General features: G+C 44.4%; 20 protein-coding genes and 1 pseudogene. 12 read left to right on the top strand and 9 right to left on the bottom strand.

Features of this window, described 5'->3' with window-relative positions:
- Positions 1-64: 64 nt before the first annotated feature.
- From QUA42_RS13955 to typA, 4 genes are all read right to left on the bottom strand, one after another.
- Positions 65-1,462: a DPP IV N-terminal domain-containing protein gene (locus QUA42_RS13955; protein WP_333137788.1), complete on the bottom strand. Its 1,398-nt coding sequence runs from the start codon at positions 1,460-1,462 to the stop codon at positions 65-67.
- A gap of 23 nt (positions 1,463-1,485) precedes the next feature.
- The gene (locus QUA42_RS13950) at positions 1,486-1,932 is read right to left on the bottom strand and encodes a hypothetical protein (protein WP_333137787.1); all 447 of its coding nucleotides are present in this window, start codon (positions 1,930-1,932) and stop codon (positions 1,486-1,488) included.
- Positions 1,929-2,801: a ParA family protein gene (locus tag QUA42_RS13945; protein ID WP_333137786.1), complete on the bottom strand. Its 873-nt coding sequence runs from the start codon at positions 2,799-2,801 to the stop codon at positions 1,929-1,931. The genes QUA42_RS13950 and QUA42_RS13945 overlap by 4 nt, the downstream gene beginning before the upstream one ends.
- 536 nt (positions 2,802-3,337) lie before the next feature.
- Positions 3,338-5,128: a translational GTPase TypA gene (typA, locus tag QUA42_RS13940; RefSeq protein WP_333137785.1), complete on the bottom strand. Its 1,791-nt coding sequence runs from the start codon at positions 5,126-5,128 to the stop codon at positions 3,338-3,340.
- Positions 5,129-5,436: 308 nt separating this feature from the next.
- Here typA and QUA42_RS13935 point away from each other — a divergent pair.
- The 3 genes and pseudogenes from QUA42_RS13935 to QUA42_RS13925 form a co-directional block, all read left to right on the top strand.
- A pseudogene (locus QUA42_RS13935) lies at positions 5,437-5,727 on the top strand (type II toxin-antitoxin system RelE/ParE family toxin); the annotation flags it as partial.
- Between the two features lie 4 nt (positions 5,728-5,731).
- A complete protein-coding gene (locus QUA42_RS13930; protein ID WP_333137784.1) occupies positions 5,732-6,106 on the top strand; it encodes a transcriptional regulator in 375 nt (124 codons plus the stop codon).
- 36 nt (positions 6,107-6,142) lie between these two features.
- The gene (locus tag QUA42_RS13925) at positions 6,143-6,328 is read left to right on the top strand and encodes a helix-turn-helix transcriptional regulator (RefSeq protein WP_333137783.1); all 186 of its coding nucleotides are present in this window, start codon (positions 6,143-6,145) and stop codon (positions 6,326-6,328) included.
- Positions 6,329-6,354: 26 nt separating this feature from the next.
- Here the strand turns inward: QUA42_RS13925 and QUA42_RS13920 are convergent, their stop codons facing one another.
- Positions 6,355-6,498 (bottom strand): hypothetical protein, encoded by a 144-nt coding sequence (locus QUA42_RS13920; RefSeq protein ID WP_333137782.1) that lies wholly within the window; start codon positions 6,496-6,498, stop codon positions 6,355-6,357.
- A gap of 55 nt (positions 6,499-6,553) precedes the next feature.
- Here QUA42_RS13920 and QUA42_RS13915 point away from each other — a divergent pair, with 55 nt between their 5' ends.
- The 4 genes from QUA42_RS13915 to QUA42_RS13900 all read left to right on the top strand — a co-directional run bounded on the left by QUA42_RS13915 (position 6,554) and on the right by QUA42_RS13900 (position 9,129).
- On the top strand, positions 6,554-7,381 hold the full coding sequence (locus tag QUA42_RS13915) for a M15 family metallopeptidase (RefSeq protein ID WP_333137781.1): 828 nt from the start codon (positions 6,554-6,556) through the stop codon (positions 7,379-7,381).
- A 143-nt stretch (positions 7,382-7,524) separates the two neighbouring features.
- Positions 7,525-8,103, top strand: coding sequence for a pantetheine-phosphate adenylyltransferase (coaD, locus tag QUA42_RS13910; protein ID WP_333137780.1), 579 nt, complete (start codon positions 7,525-7,527; stop codon positions 8,101-8,103).
- A complete protein-coding gene (locus QUA42_RS13905; protein ID WP_333137779.1) occupies positions 7,986-8,672 on the top strand; it encodes a DivIVA domain-containing protein in 687 nt (228 codons plus the stop codon). Before coaD ends, QUA42_RS13905 begins: the two co-directional genes overlap by 118 nt.
- 172 nt (positions 8,673-8,844) lie before the next feature.
- Positions 8,845-9,129: a hypothetical protein gene (locus QUA42_RS13900; RefSeq protein WP_333137778.1), complete on the top strand. Its 285-nt coding sequence runs from the start codon at positions 8,845-8,847 to the stop codon at positions 9,127-9,129.
- A gap of 14 nt (positions 9,130-9,143) precedes the next feature.
- Here QUA42_RS13900 and QUA42_RS13895 read toward each other — a convergent pair whose 3' ends face one another.
- Positions 9,144-9,875 (bottom strand): TIGR04283 family arsenosugar biosynthesis glycosyltransferase, encoded by a 732-nt coding sequence (locus QUA42_RS13895; RefSeq protein WP_333137777.1) that lies wholly within the window; start codon positions 9,873-9,875, stop codon positions 9,144-9,146.
- A gap of 225 nt (positions 9,876-10,100) precedes the next feature.
- Here QUA42_RS13895 and ubiG point away from each other — a divergent pair, with 225 nt between their 5' ends.
- From ubiG to QUA42_RS13870, 5 genes are all read left to right on the top strand, one after another.
- Entirely contained in the window at positions 10,101-10,946 is an 846-nt protein-coding gene (gene ubiG, locus QUA42_RS13890) for a bifunctional 2-polyprenyl-6-hydroxyphenol methylase/3-demethylubiquinol 3-O-methyltransferase UbiG (RefSeq protein ID WP_333137776.1), read from the top strand.
- A gap of 434 nt (positions 10,947-11,380) precedes the next feature.
- On the top strand, positions 11,381-11,707 hold the full coding sequence (locus QUA42_RS13885; protein ID WP_333059683.1) for a cupin domain-containing protein: 327 nt from the start codon (positions 11,381-11,383) through the stop codon (positions 11,705-11,707).
- A 162-nt stretch (positions 11,708-11,869) separates the two neighbouring features.
- Positions 11,870-12,382: a flavodoxin FldA gene (fldA, locus tag QUA42_RS13880; RefSeq protein ID WP_333137775.1), complete on the top strand. Its 513-nt coding sequence runs from the start codon at positions 11,870-11,872 to the stop codon at positions 12,380-12,382.
- Between the two features lie 202 nt (positions 12,383-12,584).
- A complete protein-coding gene (locus tag QUA42_RS13875) occupies positions 12,585-13,322 on the top strand; it encodes an alpha/beta hydrolase (protein ID WP_333137774.1) in 738 nt (245 codons plus the stop codon).
- A 545-nt stretch (positions 13,323-13,867) separates the two neighbouring features.
- On the top strand, positions 13,868-14,776 hold the full coding sequence (locus QUA42_RS13870) for an alpha/beta hydrolase (RefSeq protein WP_333137773.1): 909 nt from the start codon (positions 13,868-13,870) through the stop codon (positions 14,774-14,776).
- An 81-nt stretch (positions 14,777-14,857) separates the two neighbouring features.
- On the opposite strand, the gene QUA42_RS13865 is transcribed toward QUA42_RS13870, so the two are convergent.
- The 3 genes from QUA42_RS13865 to QUA42_RS13855 form a co-directional block, all read right to left on the bottom strand.
- Positions 14,858-15,301, bottom strand: a complete 444-nt coding sequence (locus tag QUA42_RS13865; RefSeq protein WP_333137772.1) for a DUF4079 domain-containing protein — start codon at positions 15,299-15,301, stop codon at positions 14,858-14,860.
- 194 nt (positions 15,302-15,495) lie between these two features.
- Positions 15,496-16,290 carry a WecB/TagA/CpsF family glycosyltransferase gene (locus QUA42_RS13860; RefSeq protein WP_333040560.1) on the bottom strand — a complete coding sequence of 265 codons (795 nt, stop codon included), beginning with the start codon at positions 16,288-16,290 and terminating at the stop codon, positions 15,496-15,498.
- A gap of 548 nt (positions 16,291-16,838) precedes the next feature.
- A complete protein-coding gene (locus QUA42_RS13855; RefSeq protein WP_333137771.1) occupies positions 16,839-18,209 on the bottom strand; it encodes an O-antigen ligase domain-containing protein in 1,371 nt (456 codons plus the stop codon).
- Positions 18,210-18,391: the final 182 nt, after the last annotated feature.

Genomic DNA, 18,391 nt, shown 5'->3' with positions numbered 1-18,391 from the left:
AGCCCGCCGTTCTGGGTTTATCTGTGCTAAAGCCCAGCCCTACAGCATATTTTGGCTGTTAACTTTACTGCGGTTGCCAAACCGGATGGCCAGCGTTAAAATCCTGATCGTTTGTCAATTTAGTCAATGCCGAACCGTCCCGATTAATTACATACAAGTTGCTTTTGTCTCCTTGGGTTTCGTTAAAGATAAAAGCAATTTGCTGGCTGTCAGTAGACCAAGCTAATTCTGAAATTACCGACGGTTTTAGCCGGGTAGCTAATTGATTTAGCTGGTTCCCGTCAGCATTAATTGTGTAGAGTTTTTGATTGTTGAACTCTCCGGCGACGAAAGCAATAAATTTGCCATCGGGCGACCACGAAAGTTCGCCGTAGTTTCTGGGTTTTTGGGTGAGATTCTTGGCTGTCCCCCGGTTAATGTCGAGCAGGTAGATATCTTGCTGTTCGCCTGATGAATCGCCGGATTTATTGTAATAATAAGCAATGTGGCTGCTGTCTGGCGACCAAAATAGTTTGACGTTATAAACCTCATTTTGCGGGTTGTTCGTCAAATTTTTGATGTTGGTGCCATCGGCATTAATTGTGTAAATTTGCTGTTTCGGATAAGCGCCGAACAGGAAAGCAATTTTTGTGCGATCGGGCGACCAAACAAGTTCACTTCCGCCGGATACATATTCCCCGGAACTTTTAGTTAGTTTGGTCATGCCCGAACCGTCCGCATTCATTTTGTAGATATTTTTATCCTTGACAAATGCTACCTGCTGACCGTCGGGTGAAAGGTAAAATCCTGATGAAATTTCTGTTTTAGGCGGATATCCTCCTACTTCCAAATTCCTAACTAATTTAGTTCCTTTAATACCAGAAGTGTCGCTTGTATAAATTGATTGACTGCCGGGAGAATCTGAGGTAAAACCGTCGCAAGAACGGGCAAAAATAAATTTCTGGCTGTTGGAAAACCAAGCTATTTCAAAATTAGCTGCTTTGCAAGCATCCCCAGCAAACTGTTTAGTTAGCCCGGAACCGTCAGCCTTGACTGTATAAATGTCAGTGTCTCCGCTAACGAAAGCCAATCGCTGGCCATTGGGCGACCAAACTAGCGTGTAGCTAACATCTATGTTTGGTGCAAGTTCGCGGCGGGCCAAACTGGTAGCATTGACTGCAAATAAATTGTTTCTGGGCTCGCTGCCGCGCCTCTGGAGAGCGGTAAACGCTAGAATCATTGGTTTTTGAGCTGCGGGTGTTCCGGGGCTGTGAAGGCTCAAAAACAAGCAGATTAAAAGTGTTAGTGAAAATACGCCGATCGCCCAAAACCCCCATAACTTATTGAACCTGAAAAGTTGCAGAATTTGCAACCAGTTGTTCACGATCGGGGAAGATGCCCGTCCCACACTCAACTGAAACTCTTGTGGAACGGGCATCTTGCCTGTTCCATACCGCTGCGGGAAATCCAAGTTAAAACGCATTCTATTGATTCATCTGCTAATTTTTAAAGTGTTTGTCTGTCGATATGTCTTGATAGCCTCAAACTCTGTTTAATTCTGCCAATAATTAGCTCGAACATTTTTTTGCGGGACGGATTCTTGCTGCTGGGTGGCATCCCTAGCTCGCAACACATCAAGTTCAAGTCAGTTGCACTCATTGCCAACAACTTTTGCCTCACCTCTTCTTCATTACCATTCTTAGCTTGTAAACGCAGTTCTTCATAAACTTCTAGAACATTTTTCGCCGATAAATTAGCAGGTTTATTAACATCAGCACTACTGGAAATATCCAAACTTTTTGAGCCAGCAGAAATCACTCCCCGCTTGACTTGAGTTTCAAGCCTGGTTAATTTTCTAGAAACGTCCCGCAAGATTTCCTTAAGTTCGCCAATTTCCTCAACTAACCCCCCGCTTTCTTGTTCAGAAGCAGCCAAAATTTCTTTTTTACTCATTTCAGATACTCCTCACACTCGCGCCATAGTTTTTCAAATTCTCTAACTAATTCTCGCGGCAGTTCTCCCTCATTAATCGCCCGTTTTAGCCCGACGCTTTCACGAATAGTCGATTCTAAAAATCTAACTTCTATGTTATTATCTTTTGATATCTCATCGCAAAGTCTCTTTACTTCTCTCATGTAAAACTGAACTTCATTTGTCAGCAATCCTCCATAGGTTTTAGCTTTATTCATAAAGACTGCTATCTTGGGAAACGGATAAGGCTCAATCCGCTTCTGAAGCGAGTTTAAAACTAAACTCAATCCCCTAGAACCAAAATAATCGGGATTGACGGGAATTAATATTAAGTCGCAGCAAGAGAGTACGCTGTAGGTGAGGAGACTGAAGGAAGGCGAACAATCAAAAAGCATCAAGTCGTATTTCGGGAGATTGGTAGAGTTAGCGATTTTGCCGATGAATCTGCGGATGAAGTCTTTAACACTTTTTCCCTCAAATCCATCGATATCCAACCAATACAATTCTTCTACTGAAGGGACAAAATGCAACTGTTCGTCAATCTGATAGATGGTGTCGAAACCAACGGGAAATTTAAAGTTTTGTCCGGCTTTTTTAAAGACTTCTAGAGCGTCGTAAATTGTAAGTCTATGCTTGAGAGATTGTTCGTACCACTTACCAAACTTGTCATCTAAATGACCCGTATTTTCGTTAAGTCCGATCGCCTCTGTGAGCGACATTTGCGGATCTAAGTCTAACATCAAGACTTCTAAGTCGGTTCCTTGGGATATAATATTTCCCAGACTCCAAGTGACGGTGGTCTTTCCGACACCGCCTTTGAAGTTGATTACGGCTATTGATTTAGGACTCATGGCTAGTTTTGTTGGGATTTTGCTCAAATATAAATTAAAACATATTGTGGCGGTTAGTCGATCGCGCGATCCGGCATCAGCCCGATCTGCCAATTGACATCAAAGGTAGACTAGAATAAAGAAATATATAATAAAATAAATAGGACATTATGTCAAATCAACTGACTCATTTGCAAATTAGTCTGATATCAACCATATAGATTATAGTCAATGAGTTAGATTGGAATTTTGCAACCGCAGATAGTAGCGGATGAACACAGATGGACGCTGATGGTATTTTATCTGTGTTTATCTGCCTGTATCTGCGGTTAAAAAACATTCTTATTGTTTCTGGTTGCTATGGATATAAAGATGCTGAAAGAATTGGACTCCCAGCAACAGATTACTTAAAAAAGCCATGTACTTTGGATAATATATAATTTTTTTAAGTTCGGGCAGGTTTTTTGCCCTAAAAAATAAGGTGCGCCTCGGCGCACCCTACAATATGTTTTGCCTATAAAATGTAAGGTGCTATTCGGCGCACCCTACAAGTTGTTTTAGCGTTTCACCAACTTCTTAGAAACCTTGCGCAAGCGAATTGATTTTGGTGTTACCTCCACCAATTCATCCTGGCCGATGTACTCCAAAGCGCGTTCCAAACTCATATCGACTGGTGCTTGCAATTGCGCCAATTCTTCACCGCCAGATGCGCGGTGGTTTGTCAACTGCTTCGACTTGCAAATATTCAGCTCCATGTCTTCATCTCGGTTGTTTTCTCCGATAATCATCCCTCTGTAAACCTTGGTTCCAGGGGTAATGAAAAATACGCCACGGTCTTCAGCATTTTTCAGTGAATAAGTAGTTGCAATTCCTTCTTCAAAGGAAATCAATACTCCGTTGCGACGGGCGATAATTTCTCCACCGAGGGGGCGATAGTCGAGGAAGCTGTGGTTCATAATTCCAGCGCCGCGAGTCAAGCGCATAAACTCGCCTCGGAATCCAATCAAACCGCGGGCGGGAACTGAAAATTCGATTTGGGTGCGACCGGTGCTGCTGACGTGCATATCTTGCATTTCTGCTTTCCGCTGACCGAGGCGTTCGATGCAGCCGCCGACTGCTTCTTCGGGTACGTCTAACACCAAACATTCAAAGGGTTCGCAGGGACGACCGCCGATTTCGCGGTAGATTACTTGCGGCTGGGATACTTGAAATTCGTATCCTTCGCGACGCATATTTTCGATCAGGATTCCGAGGTGGAGTTCGCCACGGCCGGATACGAGGAATTTGTCGGGAGATTCGGTTTCTTCGACGCGCAAGGCGACGTTGGTTTGGAGTTCTCGCATTAGCCGATCGCGAATTTGTCGCGATGTTACCAAACTACCTTCTTGACCGCAGAACGGCGAATCGTTCACAGAGAAAGTCATCTGCAAAGTTGGTTCGTCTACTTTAATTAAAGGTAGCGCTTGCGGGTCGTTGGGACAGGTAATTGTCTCGCCAATATACGCATCAGCAAAACCAGCAACGGCGACAAGATTACCAGCAGAAGATTCTGGGATATCAATCCGCTTCAGGCCTTCAAAGCCCATCAATTTGGTAATTTTTGATTTGACAAGCGCGCCGCTTTCTGTGATTAAGACTGCTTGTTGACCGATTCTAATCGTGCCGTTGTGGATGCGGCCGATGACGATGCGACCGACGTATTCTGAGTAATCTAAGGTGGTTACTTGCAGTTGTAGTGGCTTGTTGGGGTCGCCGACGGGGGGTGGTACGTGGTCGAGGATTTCTTCAAAGAGGGGCTTCATATCTACCCCTTCGTCTTCGAGGTGTTTTTTGGCGTAACCGCTTAAGCCAGAACCGAAGAGATAGGGAAATTCGCACTGATCGTCGTCAGCACCTAGTTCGAGGAACAGATCCAAAACTTTATCGACGGCTTTGTGGGGGTCGGCTCGCTCGCGATCGATCTTATTCACAAAGACGATCGGGCGCAGTCCTTTTTCTAGGGCTTTTTTGAGCACGAACCGCGTTTGCGGCATCGGGCCTTCGTTGGCGTCTACGATCAGCAGACAGCCGTCAACCATGCCGAGAACTCGTTCGACTTCTCCGCCGAAGTCCGCGTGTCCCGGGGTATCGACGATGTTGATCAGGGTTTCTCCGTACCTGACGGCGGTGTTTTTGGAAAGGATGGTAATGCCACGTTCGCGCTCGATGTCGTTCGAGTCCATGACGCAATCTGGGATTTCTTCCCCTTCGCGGAAGATCCCGGACTGTCTGAGGAGAGCGTCCACAAGGGTGGTTTTGCCGTGATCGACGTGAGCAATGATGGCGACGTTGCGAATGGGAAGACTCATAATGCGTCTGGAACGTTAAACGGATCTAACTAAAGATTTCTTAATAATTGTAGCGCATGGAGTCAAGGGCCGATCGGGCGCGGCTTTAAGATTGGAGTGCGAGCGTCGCTAGAATCAAGATTATGGAAGCGCAGCCGAGAGAAATGGAGCGTTACACCCCGCCTGAAGGCAGAGTTTTTTTCGATCGACGATCTTGAGTTGGCCCAGGTGAAGAAGGTGGGATAGGGGGCGATCGCCCGTATTAAGGTGAGGGTCCAAGTACGATCGACTTTATGGAAGTACAACCCTGAAATATTAAGCGTTAGAGCACGCCAGACGGCAAAGTTCCTTTCTCGGAGTGGTTAGACTTCCTGCGGGCTCTCAAGGCAAAATTTAAGATTGACCGGCGACTCGATCGAGTTGGGACTGGAAATTTCGGAGATTATCGAGCAGTCGGAGAAGGTGTCTATGAGTTGAGGATAATTTACGGCCCCGGCTATCGGGTCTATTTTGGACAAGTAGAAGAAACAATTGTACTTTTGTTGATAGGCGGGGATAAAAGCACTCAAGAGGAAGATATCCGGAAGGCTAAAACATACTGGGCAGATTACAGGAGTTAAGACAATGACAATGCCTAAGAGCTTACCTTATCACCCCTATAAAATTTCAAATCTCAAAGATCCGGCACATTCTGCTGGCTATCTTAGAGAGATACTTGAGGAGGAAAAAGGAGATTTGGAATTAGGAATCATGCGAAAAGCACTTCGAGATGTATTTGAGGCTCTGGGCCAACCAAATATGTATGCTGAAGAGGCCTCATTGCATTTGGAAAAATTAGATGCTTTGTTGTCGCAGAATGGAAGCACGACAATTTATGCTTTGGCCCATTGGCTGAAGGTTTTGGGATTGAAGTTAACAGTTGCGGTTCATGAAGGGGAGAAAGCGGAAGACGAAGGTTCTGTTGGTGGTGCTGAGTTGGCGGAAGTTGGTAATGTTTGATTTTGGGCGATCGAGCCTTAAGCTACTAATTAGACATTGACGGCGCTCGAAGCCCCATCGCTAAAGGAAGTAGCCGATCGCTCCGGGGTATCCTACAATACTGTTAAAAGTTATGCCCGATCGCCTGGTATGGCAATGGCTGACATCGGTGCTCTGCTAAAATTGGCCCGGACGTTTGATGTGTCGATCGAAGAATTGTTGGATTTTGTAGAACAACAGTAACAAATTACACTTAAAATAAACCAGCGCTACCAGCGCCAACCAGTTCGACCTCGCAGGGACGATCGACTGTGCGCCCAAGTAACAAATGCGAGAGTTGGCGGATGGGACGGGGCGAGGTCAGAAAGAGATGATATATTCTCAGCGGCAATTGTAGCTGTTCGATCGCCCATATCGGTCTACAATTTGTAACGTTGAGCCTTATTGAAGTGCAGGAGTGGAGCTGGCTTGGATAACGCTAGTCTGTCAAGAAAACCCCCGCAAGCCTCGGAGCTTGTCGCCGACGAAATTCCCGAAGCAGTGCGAGACCACCCATACCCAGAAGCAGGGCAGAGTCAGTCCAAGAAAAAAGGGCTGATTTGGAAACTGCTAGGGTTGGCCGCACTAGCCTGTGGGGTCAGCATCTGGCTGCACCTCAACTTTAACTTGTTTCCAACCACCAGTCAGGCAGAGCCAACTCAACAAAACTCAGCGCCGACAAGTTCCGCATCTCCGTCTGTCGCGAGTCCAGCTAGCACCCCTAAAGTCCCCACAACCCCAGACAACCTCCTGGGACACTTGCCGTACCCAGAAGCACCAGCCAAAGACTTGGTAGGCGTCACCTCCGACGGTAGCGTCAAACTCCGCACCTCAGCAGCAGCAAAATATCAAGAAATGGCCAACGCCGCAGCGGCATCAGGCATCTACTTCGCTCCCATATCCGGCTTTCGCTCCCTGCAAGACCAACAGCACGTATTTTTTGACGTGAAAGCCGAACGCAGGCAAAACGCCAGTAAGCGAGCCGAAGTGAGTGCCCCTCCAGGTTATAGCGAACACCACACCGGTTACGCGATCGACATCGGCGACGGCAGCGCCCCGGAACACAACCTCAGCCCCAGTTTTGAAAATACCGAAGCATTCAAGTGGTTAGAAGCCAACGCGGTCGCCTTCAGCTTTGAAATGTCCTTCCCCAAAAACAATCGCCAAGGCGTCAGTTACGAGCCTTGGCATTGGCGGTTTGTGGGCGACAAGCAAAGCCTCGAAACTTTCTACAAAGCTCATTCCATGAAAAAGTAGAGGGAAGAAGGAAGAAGGAAGAAGGAAGAAGGAAGATTTTCCACATCTCCGGCTTTGCCACTCTCCCATTCTCCCACTGCCCCACTCTACCCACTCTGCCCTTCCCCCACTCCTCCACTCCCCCACTCCGTTGAGCCAAACTCGTGATTGCAATCTATCCAGGCAGCTTTGACCCCATTACCTTCGGTCACGCAGACATTATCGAGCGGGGATCTAAACTGTTTGACCGGGTAATTGTTACCGTAGTCAGAAACCCCAGCAAAACCCCTCTCTTCACCGTAGAGGAACGGATCGAGCAGATCCTGCGGTCTACCCAACACTTGCCAAATGTAGAAGTAGACAGTTTTGAGGGTTTGACAGTAAACTATGCTAAGATTCGACAAGCCAAAGTGCTGCTGCGGGGGCTCCGGGTATTAACAGATTTTGAAATGGAACTCCAGATGGCCCACACCAATAAAACCCTTCTGGGTGAAATTGAAACAGTTTTTTTGGCAACTTCTAACGAGTACAGCTTTTTAAGTAGTAGTGTAGTTAAAGAAATAGCCAAGTTTGGTGGCTCCGTAGATCATCTTGTTCCGAAACACGTCGCCCTAGATATTTACAAATGTTACGCCAGCAGGAACCAACTCGCATCGAACCCGACAGTACCGGCATCAGCACTGAGAACGAACCACCTCAGAACACAGCCGCCTTCGGAGATCCCACCCGAACCGCAGGAGTAGACATCCAGCGGGAATTGAACAGGCTTGAGGAAATTGTTCTCGACAGCCCGCGAATTCCCATGACCAGACGCACTCTGGTGGATGAAGAACAGTTGCTCGATCAGTTAGACTTGGTGAGGTTAAATTTGCCGATCGCCTTTCAGGAAGCCGAGACGATCATCCGGCACAAAGACGACTTGCTTCAAGAGGCGGAACTTTACGCTCAGGAAGTGATAGAAGCAGCAGAACAGAGAGCAGCAGAAATTTTAAACGATATGGGCCTGCTTCAGCAGGCGAAGATAGAGGCAGATCAGTTGCGGCAGCAAGTTTTGCTCGACTGTGAGGCCATTCAGCAGGCCACGCTGGCGGAAGTCGAACAAATTCGCTACCAGGCTCAAGAGGAATTGGAGGAGATGAGAGTCAGGGCGATGGCTGAATGCGAGGAAATTCAAAACGGAGCCGATGATTATGCCGACCAAGTGCTCGATAATATCGAGCACAAGTTGAGCGATATGCTGCGCGTGATCCGCAACGGGCGCGATCAGTTGGATAGTGTTTCTGCGTCGCACATCCATCACAACAACGGTTAGCCAACAGTGAACTCATTGCTTGAAAATTTCTAAAAGTCTACCTAATTGAGGTAGATTTTTTTTCGCATTTTATCTAGCTAGCATTTGGGAATATTACCTGATAAGTGGAGTTAATTCGGAGGCATGGTTTCTCGGATCGTTTTTTAAACTATCTGCTCAAGGATACGCAATTTTGTTCGTATTATCGATCCTCGCATTTTCTAAGAGTATCGCACTTCCCAGTAGAGCATCGGGGTTAGTCAAAATATTGCCTGCTTATTCATTCCCTATATATCTCCTGGATTCGACAGTAGTGAAATATGTGTTGTTAGTGTTTTATAAGTTTATTGACCCGGTAAATCCCCTGCTGAAGCTCGGCTTTTTAGTTACGGGGACTTTGTTAGGTTGTTGGGCGATTATTTACCTGTTGGAAAAAGTTTTTCCCAAAAATTACAGGCAGTACATTTTGGGAGTTTAATCTAATTTGGTGTTTCAGCGGATGTCTTCATAAAACTGCTTGAGATACCTTGGAGAAACGCCAAAACCCCACAAAAAACCAATCGAAAGATAGATCGCAATAGCTTTAAATTCGCCCCAATTCGCAACTCGCCGATCGCTACTTTCCACTACCCGATTGACTAACTTAAGTTTCCCCCGCCGCACTAACTTCAAACACAAATCCGCTTCCTCCATAATTGGCAGCGCAGCATCAAAACCCTGGCATTCCCAAAAATCGGTACGGCGACAAAAAATAACTTGATCGCCAAACAGCAGGCGCAATCCTTGGAAAAATAAATGAGGTCGAAATAACAGCGGCGCGTAATAAGTTTTCAGGTAATTGTGGAGGGAAAAACCCCATCTTGTTTGCTGCGAACCAGTCATCAGGGAGATAAACCCGCCGCCCACAATTTCGGCATCGGACAATGTTTTCTGGATGACTGCTACAATGTCGTCGGGAACTAAAGTATCGGCGTGCAGAAAGCACAGTATTTCACCGGTGGCGACTTGAGCACCTAAATTCATTTGCAGGGATCGTCCGGCTATACTGCTAGAAATAACGCGGGTGGCGGCGGAAAGTGCGATCGCCACTGTTTCGTCTTGACTGCCGCCGTCTACCACCAACACTTCCCAAGCGGGAGGATTAAGGATGCTGAGTTGGCGGAGGGTGCGTTGCAGACAAGTCGCTTCGTTGAGGGCTGGGATGATAATAGAAACGCGATCCATCTGGTTGAAATTTATGCCAGAGCTATTATAATAAAAAACTGTGGCGATTCACAACTAACGATAAAATAGAACTTACGCGCGCGGATTCAGGAACCTGGTGTCTGCCTGCGAATTTGTCACGAAACCTCGGTTTTTTTACAAAAATTAGGTGTATAGGCGTCCTATAAAATCCCGCAAATGTGCAATCGCCATATATATTTTCCACTAATCAGGACTGAGAAAATCGTGCAGAAAACAGAAGTAAAAAATGATTTAGAATTTTATGAGGAAAATGCCGATAATTGGTGGGACGAAAATGCTAAAATTTATGCTTTATACCACCTAAACAAACCCAGATTTGAGTTTTTCGACAGACACGCGACTAATTGGCAAGGGCTGAAAACCTTAGATGTCGGGTGCGGCGGCGGCTTTTCTTGCGAGTTTATGGCCGAGAGAGGTGCTATTGTTTCTGGAATAGATCGATCGGACAAATGTATTGTAGCCGCTCAAAATCACGCAGTTACCAGCGGTTTTGAGATTGACTACAGGCAAGGCTTTGCCGAAAATATGCCCTACGACGACAATACCTTTGATGTTGTAATCTGCGTGGATGTTTTGGAACACGTGGCCGATTACAAAAAAGTTGTGTCTGAGGTGCACAGGATTCTCAAGCCTGGGGGACTGTTCTTTTTTGATACAATCAACCGAACTTTTTCCTCGCAAATTGTGATGATTGGACTGATGGAAAATATTTTGCAGGAAATTAGGCGGGGCGTTCACGATTGGGAAAAATTTATTACCCCGGAGGAACTATCTGTGGTAATGCAGGATATTGGTTTTGGCAATATTCAAATTAAAGGTTTTGATATGTTTGGCGAAATTGGCGCTATGTTAGCCGAGATGCACGGTTTTTGGGAAGATTTTACACGCGGAAAGCAGGTATTTCCTTCAACGCAGATTTTTAAGCAAGTATCTGAAACTCTAACATCTAATCTCGCTAACTATATGGATTACAAAAAGTCTGGGTTGTTTAAAATCCAAATTAATGAGGATAAGTCGATTATGTATGTTGGCGTAGGGACGAAGAATTAGTGTGTTGACTGTTGACTGTTGGCTGTTGACTTTTGGTGGTGGGCTGTTAACTGTTGACTGATGTAGAACTTACGGATAAATACTAAAGAAACCGGGTTTTTCATCAGTGTGAAAGGCCGGGATGCAATATTTTGGTCCATCAAACCCGGTTTCTGCGTAAGTCCTATGATGAATGATGAGTGTTTTAAAATTAAATGATAATAATTAGCAATTATTTTGGTGGGAACCGGATCGCCCATCGCAGTTTTTTTGACCCAAATGACCGCCCTGTCTCAATCTACGGGTGCAGCCGCTGCTTTTAAACCCAGATACATAGCTTATTGCAACAAAACTTAATGTTGAGCTATTGACAATTTATCTAGATTGCATGGTAGCTTATTGAATATTAATTGCAATAACTGCCGGAAGTTAACAGTACCTGGAGGTCAATCACCGTGACAGCAGCAATAGTTTCCGCGTCAGCCTCGCCAATCAGCGACGGACAACCAGCCGACAGCCAAAAACTGATGAGTTTGGGTAAAAATTCCGAAATACCTGACCTCGATAAGTTTAAAGATGTAACCATCGCCGTCTTAGAAGGAGTGGGAACTCTCACGGTATGCGATCAAACAGTCACTTTAACACCGGGAGTATTTGTGTTTGTACCCGCCGGCATCCCGCGCAGTCTAAAAGTACAAACGACGCTGAATTTGTTACTAATTGACTGCGAACCAGACCCCGATCTGAGTGAGTCAGCTTGGTTAATGAATTTTCAACTTTAAGCAGATGAAAAAACAGTGTCCTTGCTGCCTTGACTCCCTAATTTCTCAGGTTCGCCACAACCGTGTCTACTGTTTTTGTCTGAATTGCAGGCAGGAAATGCCAAATCCTGACTCAAAAAAAATAATTCTCAAGCACTATCAAATTTCACCTTCGGAGTAACAATGTCGAAATCAATTGGTCTTTTCTACGGAACTACAACTGGGAAAACTGAGTCTGTAGCTGAAATGATTCGAGATGAATTTGGTGGCGATATCGTGACCTTGCACGATATCGGCAGCGTTGAAAATGATGATTTTGCGGCATACGAATGTCTGATTATCGCTTGTCCTACTTGGAATATCGGCGAACTGCAAAGCGACTGGGAAGGTTTTTGGCCTGAACTTGATGATATTGATTTTAGTGGCAAAAAAGTAGCTTATGTGGGAACTGGCGACCAAGAAGGCTACCCAGATAATTTTATGGATGCAATGGGGATTTTGGCTGAAAAGATTTCTGAACAGGGCGGTGAAACAGTTGGTTATTGGCCGATAGATGGCTATGATTTTAATGAGTCTAAAGCTGTAGTTGATGGCAAGTTTTTGGGTCTTGCTATTGATGAAGACAACCAATCCGCTCTGACGGAATCGCGCATCAAATCTTGGGTATCTCAACTCAAGAGAGAATTTAGCTTGTAGACTTCACGGTAGGGCGGGTTTGGCAATTAGATGATGTGCGACAATCAAAATTACGCACTTAACCCGCCCCGAAAATCTAGCAAATACAGCGGTTCTCAAAAAAGTGAGGTATGCCCTATGTCCTATGCCCTATAGTACCTCATCTTTCTGAGAAAGGCTATAAATTATAATTGTGAATAACTCGATATCCAACTTAAAATAAATGAAGTTTAGTTCAGATGACGTACTTTGGTTAAGTGTAAGTCCGAGTTTGCAATTCTTCGATCGATCGCTGCTTTCCTACTTAAATGCTTCTGTACCCGTGCAGATATGGGAATACCAACAAACTGAAGACGAAGCTTGCTCTTTAGATATGGCTGTTGAACTTTTGCACGATTTTTTAACATTGCGCGATCGCCCAATTCATCTCATTGGCCACAGTACCAGCGGATTAGTTGGTTTAATGTATGCGCGCCGCTATCCTCACAAAGTACGTTCTTTGGGACTTTTATCTGTGGGTTTGCCATCTGCTATTAATTGGCAAGCACATTACTATACGTATCTTTCAGCTTTTCCCCGGAGTCGCAAACAAGTTTTGAATCAAATAGTAGGCGATATGCTGGGATGCCAAAATCAAATTATCCATCAAAAATTAATATCATATTTTGAGGATGACTTAGCCTCTTCTCCTTGTCCTCACTCCTTATTTAGGATTAGTAATTCCCACGATGAAGGTGTAGAAGTACCTTTGTTAATATGCAGCAGCAAAACAGATTTTCTGGTATCTCCTGTTGTAATGCGTCGCTGGTCGAAATTTCTTAAAAAAGGATCTCGGCTTTGGGAATGTCAAGACGGTAGACATTTCTTTCACCACTTCTATCCAGAAAAAGTGGGCGAAGAAATACTAAATTTTTGGCTATCTGTACACAACCACCCAGCAATTTTAAATTTTAAGTGTTAGGTGAAGCTTGCTATTCGTTGTTCAATTTCTCGAAACTTAATGTGGCAAATACTAGATTAATTTCGGTAAGTTATGGCAATTTTTGCATATCGGCTTCTACTTTTTTGGCGCCGTTGTCCCAGTCCATGCTGCCAATTTTATTTGCTAGAATTTTGAGGTATGGAGTTTGAGTTATCCTCAGTCTCTTTTTGAAATTTGAGAATAATTGTAAAAAATATTTAAATTATATTCAGATGTTTTAGTAAATGGTAGGCTAATTTTATTTGATTTGTTAATCAGTTTTTTTTTGAATGAACCGAAGAGGTGATATTAACGCAGAGTAAGGTAATAATAGATTTAACAGAAATTATTAGCCACGATTATAAAGTATATTAACATTAGGTTAAGAAACTCAGCCTTAGCCTGGGCAGAGGGATACTAAGTATCGATCAAATTTTAATGACTCGCCCGAACTCCTAAAATAGCGATCGAGCAAGCATATATACTTAAATGTTAGGGCGGACAGAGTGGCATCGCCCCTACCGATTCACAATTTATCAAGAATTATGCCAGCAAGTTTTCTGCCAAAATCGATCGCACAACTCACAGAATCTACCTCAATTGCCTTAGCCCAAAGCATTCAACGAGAGGCAATTACTACTCCCCTATCTTCTGGACCAATTGCCACAACCTACGTACGCCAAGGCAGCGGCAACACCCCAATTTTGCTAATTCACGGCTTCGACAGTTCTTTGTTTGAATTCCGCCGCCTGTTGCCGCTGCTGGCTGCCGAAAATGAAACTTGGGCGGTTGATTTGTTGGGTTTCGGATTTACAGAAAGATCGCCAGGTTTGGCCTTCAGCGCGAGGGCAATTGAAAGTCATCTTTACTATTTTTGGAAAACGCTAATTTCGCAGCCTGTAATCTTAGTCGGTGCTTCAATGGGAGGTGCAGCCGCAATTGATTTTACTCTCAATTATCCCGAAGCTGTGAAACAATTAGTGTTAATAGATAGCGCAGGTTTTGCCATCAGTTCTAATAAGGGAAAGTTTTTAATTCCTCCTTTAGGATATCTGGCAACTTCATTTTTACGCAATCCCAAAATTCGCCAGCGAATTAGCGTCAATGCTTATTTCGATAAAAATTTGGCTTCTCAAGACGCTCAAACTTGTGCTGCTTTGCACTTGGAAATGCCCAACTGGAATCAAGCTTTAATTGCGTTTACCAAAAGTGGCGGTTACGGAGGTTTTGGGGAAAAATTATCGCACATTCAGCAGCAGACGCTGATTTTGTGGGGAAAACAAGACCGGATTTTGGGGACGGCGGATGCGGAAAAGTTTGCAAGGGCGATCGCAAATTCTCAACTAATTTGGATACCTGACTGCGGGCACGTTCCCCACTTAGAAAAGCCACAGACTACCGCCCAGCATATTTTAGAATTCATCACCAAAGGCGGACTCACGCAAAAAAATTAAACATAGGGTGCGCTGGGGCGCACCTTACATATATGTTTTCCGTGGAACATTTGGTATAGTTTGAGGTCCAATAGACAGGTTTCAAACTTTGGGCAAATACTTTTGTACGATCGTCCATCCTGTGAGCAACACAGTAACAAATCCCCCACACAATGCCAAATTAGTGCCGATATGGAGGGGACGCGCCCAAGGATGTTTAGGACCAATTTGCAGCCCGCTTCCCACAGAAACCAACACCAAAGCCACAACAGCTAACCCCGCCGGTAAATGAGCCGAGTGACCCAAATTGCCGTAGTATCCTAGCGTACCAACTACACCAATTCCCAGCAGTAAAATTACCAAAGTCGCCATCCCCGCACCAGTGGCTAAATGAAAGGGACGCAGCCATTTTGGGCGCGGTTGTTTGGTACTCCTAGCGGCAAACATCCACGTTCCAGTAACGGCCAGCAACAGGTAAGCCAACAGGGAAACACCCATTGACCAAGCCGCTATTTTCCACAACCACAAGAAAGAAGGCAGATTCATCGGTTGCATCCCTAATTAGGATTTTCCACAAAAGGTTTCTTTCCGATTTTACCTGGACTTGAAAGCAAAAATGAATTATTTTGAGAGAAACTGCGATCGGACTATCCACAGATGGCATCAGTCTTGCCTGGAAGTCAAACGCACTTTCTCTGATACTCAGCTTAATTTACGCTAGAGATTGGTCGCTGCCATTTTTAGGAGCCACCTTCCCATTTTAGATTGGTGGTTTTGCTGTCCATGAAAGGCATTTTATAAAACCCTAATTTTTGTTCTAAGATTAATCGGAAAAAAGGCAAACCTTCAATCAAATATCTTTTCCACAACCTTCTCGGTTCACTTAACAGTCGGTACGCCCATTCTATGCCGACTTCGCTCATCCATTTGGGAGCTCTGGCTTTGCAACCAGCTTCAAAATCAATGGTTGCACCTACGGCTAAGAAAATTTTGACGTGTGTTAATTTGCTCCTGTATTTAACCAGCCATTTCTCTTGCTTGGGCGCTCCCACTCCTATAGCCAGAACTGTCGCTCCTGATTTATTGATCGCGTCAATTATTGTTTCACATTCTTCCTCATTTTTTTCAAAGCCAAAAGAAGGAGAAAGTGCTTCAACCACTATTTCTCTACCAATTTTTTGGTTAATTTTTTCCTGGGCTTGCCTAGCAATACCTTCAGCAGCTCCTAGCAAAAATATTTTAATTTTCTCGTTATCTTTGTGATACATATAAAATGCAGGGAACAAATCAGAACCAGAAATTTTTTCTTTGAGAGGAGTACCCAAAAACTTGGAGGCATACATCAATATTTGACTGTCGCAGACTCTATAAGTAGATGTATTGTAAGCTTCATAGAAGTCGCGGTCATACTGCAACTTAATCAAGTGATCTACATTGGGTGTAAATACCACACCACCTTCGCAGTCGAGTTTTTCAAACAACTCTGTGATTGACAAGTTATCTATCGAGACATTCAATAAATTAACTGTTTTCATTTATGATTCCCTTCCCAATTTATATTAAACTACAACTCAAACTATTATAACCCACAATTCAGTTTCGTGTTTTAACTACCTAGGTGCTTAGGTGAAGATACTTTTCTCAGTATATCCTCCTAAACCCTGCGTGTCTAGTGAGGATTTTTAAAGATTATGTAAAGAATCATCTCGTTTTAGAAAAAGTGTATAAAGCCCACTTTTAAGTTTATAAATCGCAACACAGTTTCAAGAAAAAAGCCATCCAGTGCTAATACTTGTTGAAGCATTGCAAATGATATCAAATCCGGTTGGCTCGCAATTATTCATCTCTGTGTTCTCTTCCTCTGTATTCTCTGCGTCAAGATCGGTTTAATCATTCCAATGCAACCGGATTTGATATGAATGTAAAAAAGAGTTTATGAGGTTAAAATTTTAACCGAGTGACAAATATCTGGCAACTTCAAAACTGCCTTTCATCCAAAAGTGGTAGATTTTTTAGTTTTTGTCTCCAGGGAAGGCAAGATAGTGTCAAGCTTGAAGTGAAGGATCGATCGCCTTCATAAAAATCATCCTGATTTTTGGTGAACCAGCGCCTGTCTTCTTGGTGGCGAACCGGTTTTCTTGGCCTTAAGACTTTCAGGAGCTTTTAAGACCAGACCCGCTATTCCTCCAGCAATCATCGCAAAAATCGGGTTAGTCATAGCGTTCAAAACACAGTCAAACACGTACATAGTTAAGGCTACTCCCAGGGCGGCTGCGGGTGCTACCTTGGGATTAGACCAGGTTCTGGCGGGATATTTAAACACGCAAAAGACAATAACAGGAAGTAATAATGAAGAAAATAAACTAACTAAACCGAGTGCACCGTTGACGCCAAAGGCAATAATCCATAAGCTGTCGGTGACCGAGATATCATTACCGTACTCGTCGTACACGCGGTTTCCGCCGGAATCTCCCCAGCCAAACATAAATCTTTGCCGCGCCTTTTCCCCCAATATCTCTTCATTGTCAAATCTAAACTTCAAAGAGGCGGCTCGTTCTTCGCCAAATACTGGAGTGATGAAATTAATCACGTCTTTGCTCGAAAATTGACCCGATGCAGCTACGTACAGATAAAACACTATATATGCAATTATCAAGAGCAAGGGCAAAGAGGTGCGAAACCACTTGGCAGAGAATAATACGAGCAACGCCATTGCAAATAAACTGTAGGCGCCCGTAGAACGGCACAGGAAAAAAGCGATAGTTAATATAATTGCTAAAGTCTTGATGTTACGGCCCATAAACTTTTTGAGCGTCCCAGTTTGCCAGAGCCAAAGAGCAATTAAGGCCGCTGTCATCATCCACAGGCCCACCATCAAACCGTGCTGCATAAATACTACCGGTCTCCACCCCCCCATACGCCTTGCTTGACCCCAGTCCTCAAAGGCATTGACCCCGTAAATCATTTGGTGCAGAATTGGGCCCCTAACCCCTTCAATTAAAGTAAAAGGAATGTAGGCCAACCCACCTGCAAAAATCCCGATCGCCAATTGTCGCAGCCCATCTAAATTACCTACATACAAGCGTCCTAAAAAATAAGGCAGACCCCAAGTAACGATTTGCTTGATAGTCGGAGAAAGCGGGCTGCCGCCATTACTAACTTGTGAAATAATTGGACACAAACACAAAATTACCATTGGCACGTCCAGCCAACCGGGCTTAAAAGATGTGAGGCGCGCAGGATCGTAGATAAGAGTCCCCAGCAAAATGCCGTAGCAAGCTGCGGAAATTTTTGTATACGGTGGCAGTAGGGGGATAGGATAAGAAGCTTGCGGCAAAAACAGCCAGGCTGCAACAAAACTTATAATTACCGCCCGCTGAGCCGGAAACCTCACAAACAGGTAAAAAACGACTGGAATAAAGCCGAACATAGCAAGTGGGATTAATGCAGCCATAGGTCTTTTTTGGCAGTAAAATTATAGAAAGACAACTCAATTGCCCAATAAAAATTCTCGCTTAAACGATCGCCCAACCCCAATCTTTTAAATCAACCTCAATTTTACGTCTTGTTCGTTAATTGTGCCTGACGTTCCAAAGCGGTGTATAGTGCCGCCTCGAAGAGATTAATTCCATCCTC

It is taken from the genome of Microcoleus sp. Pol11C2, assembly GCF_036701505.1.
GTDB lineage: Bacteria > Cyanobacteriota > Cyanobacteriia > Cyanobacteriales > Microcoleaceae > Microcoleus.
This window is presented reverse-complemented; position numbering and strand designations above follow the sequence as displayed.

Coding starts and splice junctions, on each gene's coding strand:
- typA (WP_333137785.1), bottom strand. CDS start 5,128: ATGAGTCTTCCCATTCGCAACGTCGCCATCATTGCTCACGTCGATCAC.
- QUA42_RS13895 (WP_333137777.1), bottom strand. CDS start 9,875: ATGGATCGCGTTTCTATTATCATCCCAGCCCTCAACGAAGCGACTTGT.
- fldA (WP_333137775.1), top strand. CDS start 11,870: ATGTCGAAATCAATTGGTCTTTTCTACGGAACTACAACTGGGAAAACT.
- QUA42_RS13950 (WP_333137787.1), bottom strand. CDS start 1,932: ATGAGTAAAAAAGAAATTTTGGCTGCTTCTGAACAAGAAAGCGGGGGG.
- QUA42_RS13920 (WP_333137782.1), bottom strand. CDS start 6,498: ATGGGCGATCGAACAGCTACAATTGCCGCTGAGAATATATCATCTCTT.
- QUA42_RS13875 (WP_333137774.1), top strand. CDS start 12,585: ATGAAGTTTAGTTCAGATGACGTACTTTGGTTAAGTGTAAGTCCGAGT.
- QUA42_RS13955 (WP_333137788.1), bottom strand. CDS start 1,462: ATGCGTTTTAACTTGGATTTCCCGCAGCGGTATGGAACAGGCAAGATG.
- QUA42_RS13930 (WP_333137784.1), top strand. CDS start 5,732: ATGACAATGCCTAAGAGCTTACCTTATCACCCCTATAAAATTTCAAAT.
- QUA42_RS13865 (WP_333137772.1), bottom strand. CDS start 15,301: ATGAATCTGCCTTCTTTCTTGTGGTTGTGGAAAATAGCGGCTTGGTCA.
- QUA42_RS13945 (WP_333137786.1), bottom strand. CDS start 2,801: ATGAGTCCTAAATCAATAGCCGTAATCAACTTCAAAGGCGGTGTCGGA.
- QUA42_RS13860 (WP_333040560.1), bottom strand. CDS start 16,290: ATGAAAACAGTTAATTTATTGAATGTCTCGATAGATAACTTGTCAATC.
- QUA42_RS13870 (WP_333137773.1), top strand. CDS start 13,868: ATGCCAGCAAGTTTTCTGCCAAAATCGATCGCACAACTCACAGAATCT.
- QUA42_RS13855 (WP_333137771.1), bottom strand. CDS start 18,209: ATGGCTGCATTAATCCCACTTGCTATGTTCGGCTTTATTCCAGTCGTT.
- QUA42_RS13905 (WP_333137779.1), top strand. CDS start 7,986: ATGTTACGCCAGCAGGAACCAACTCGCATCGAACCCGACAGTACCGGC.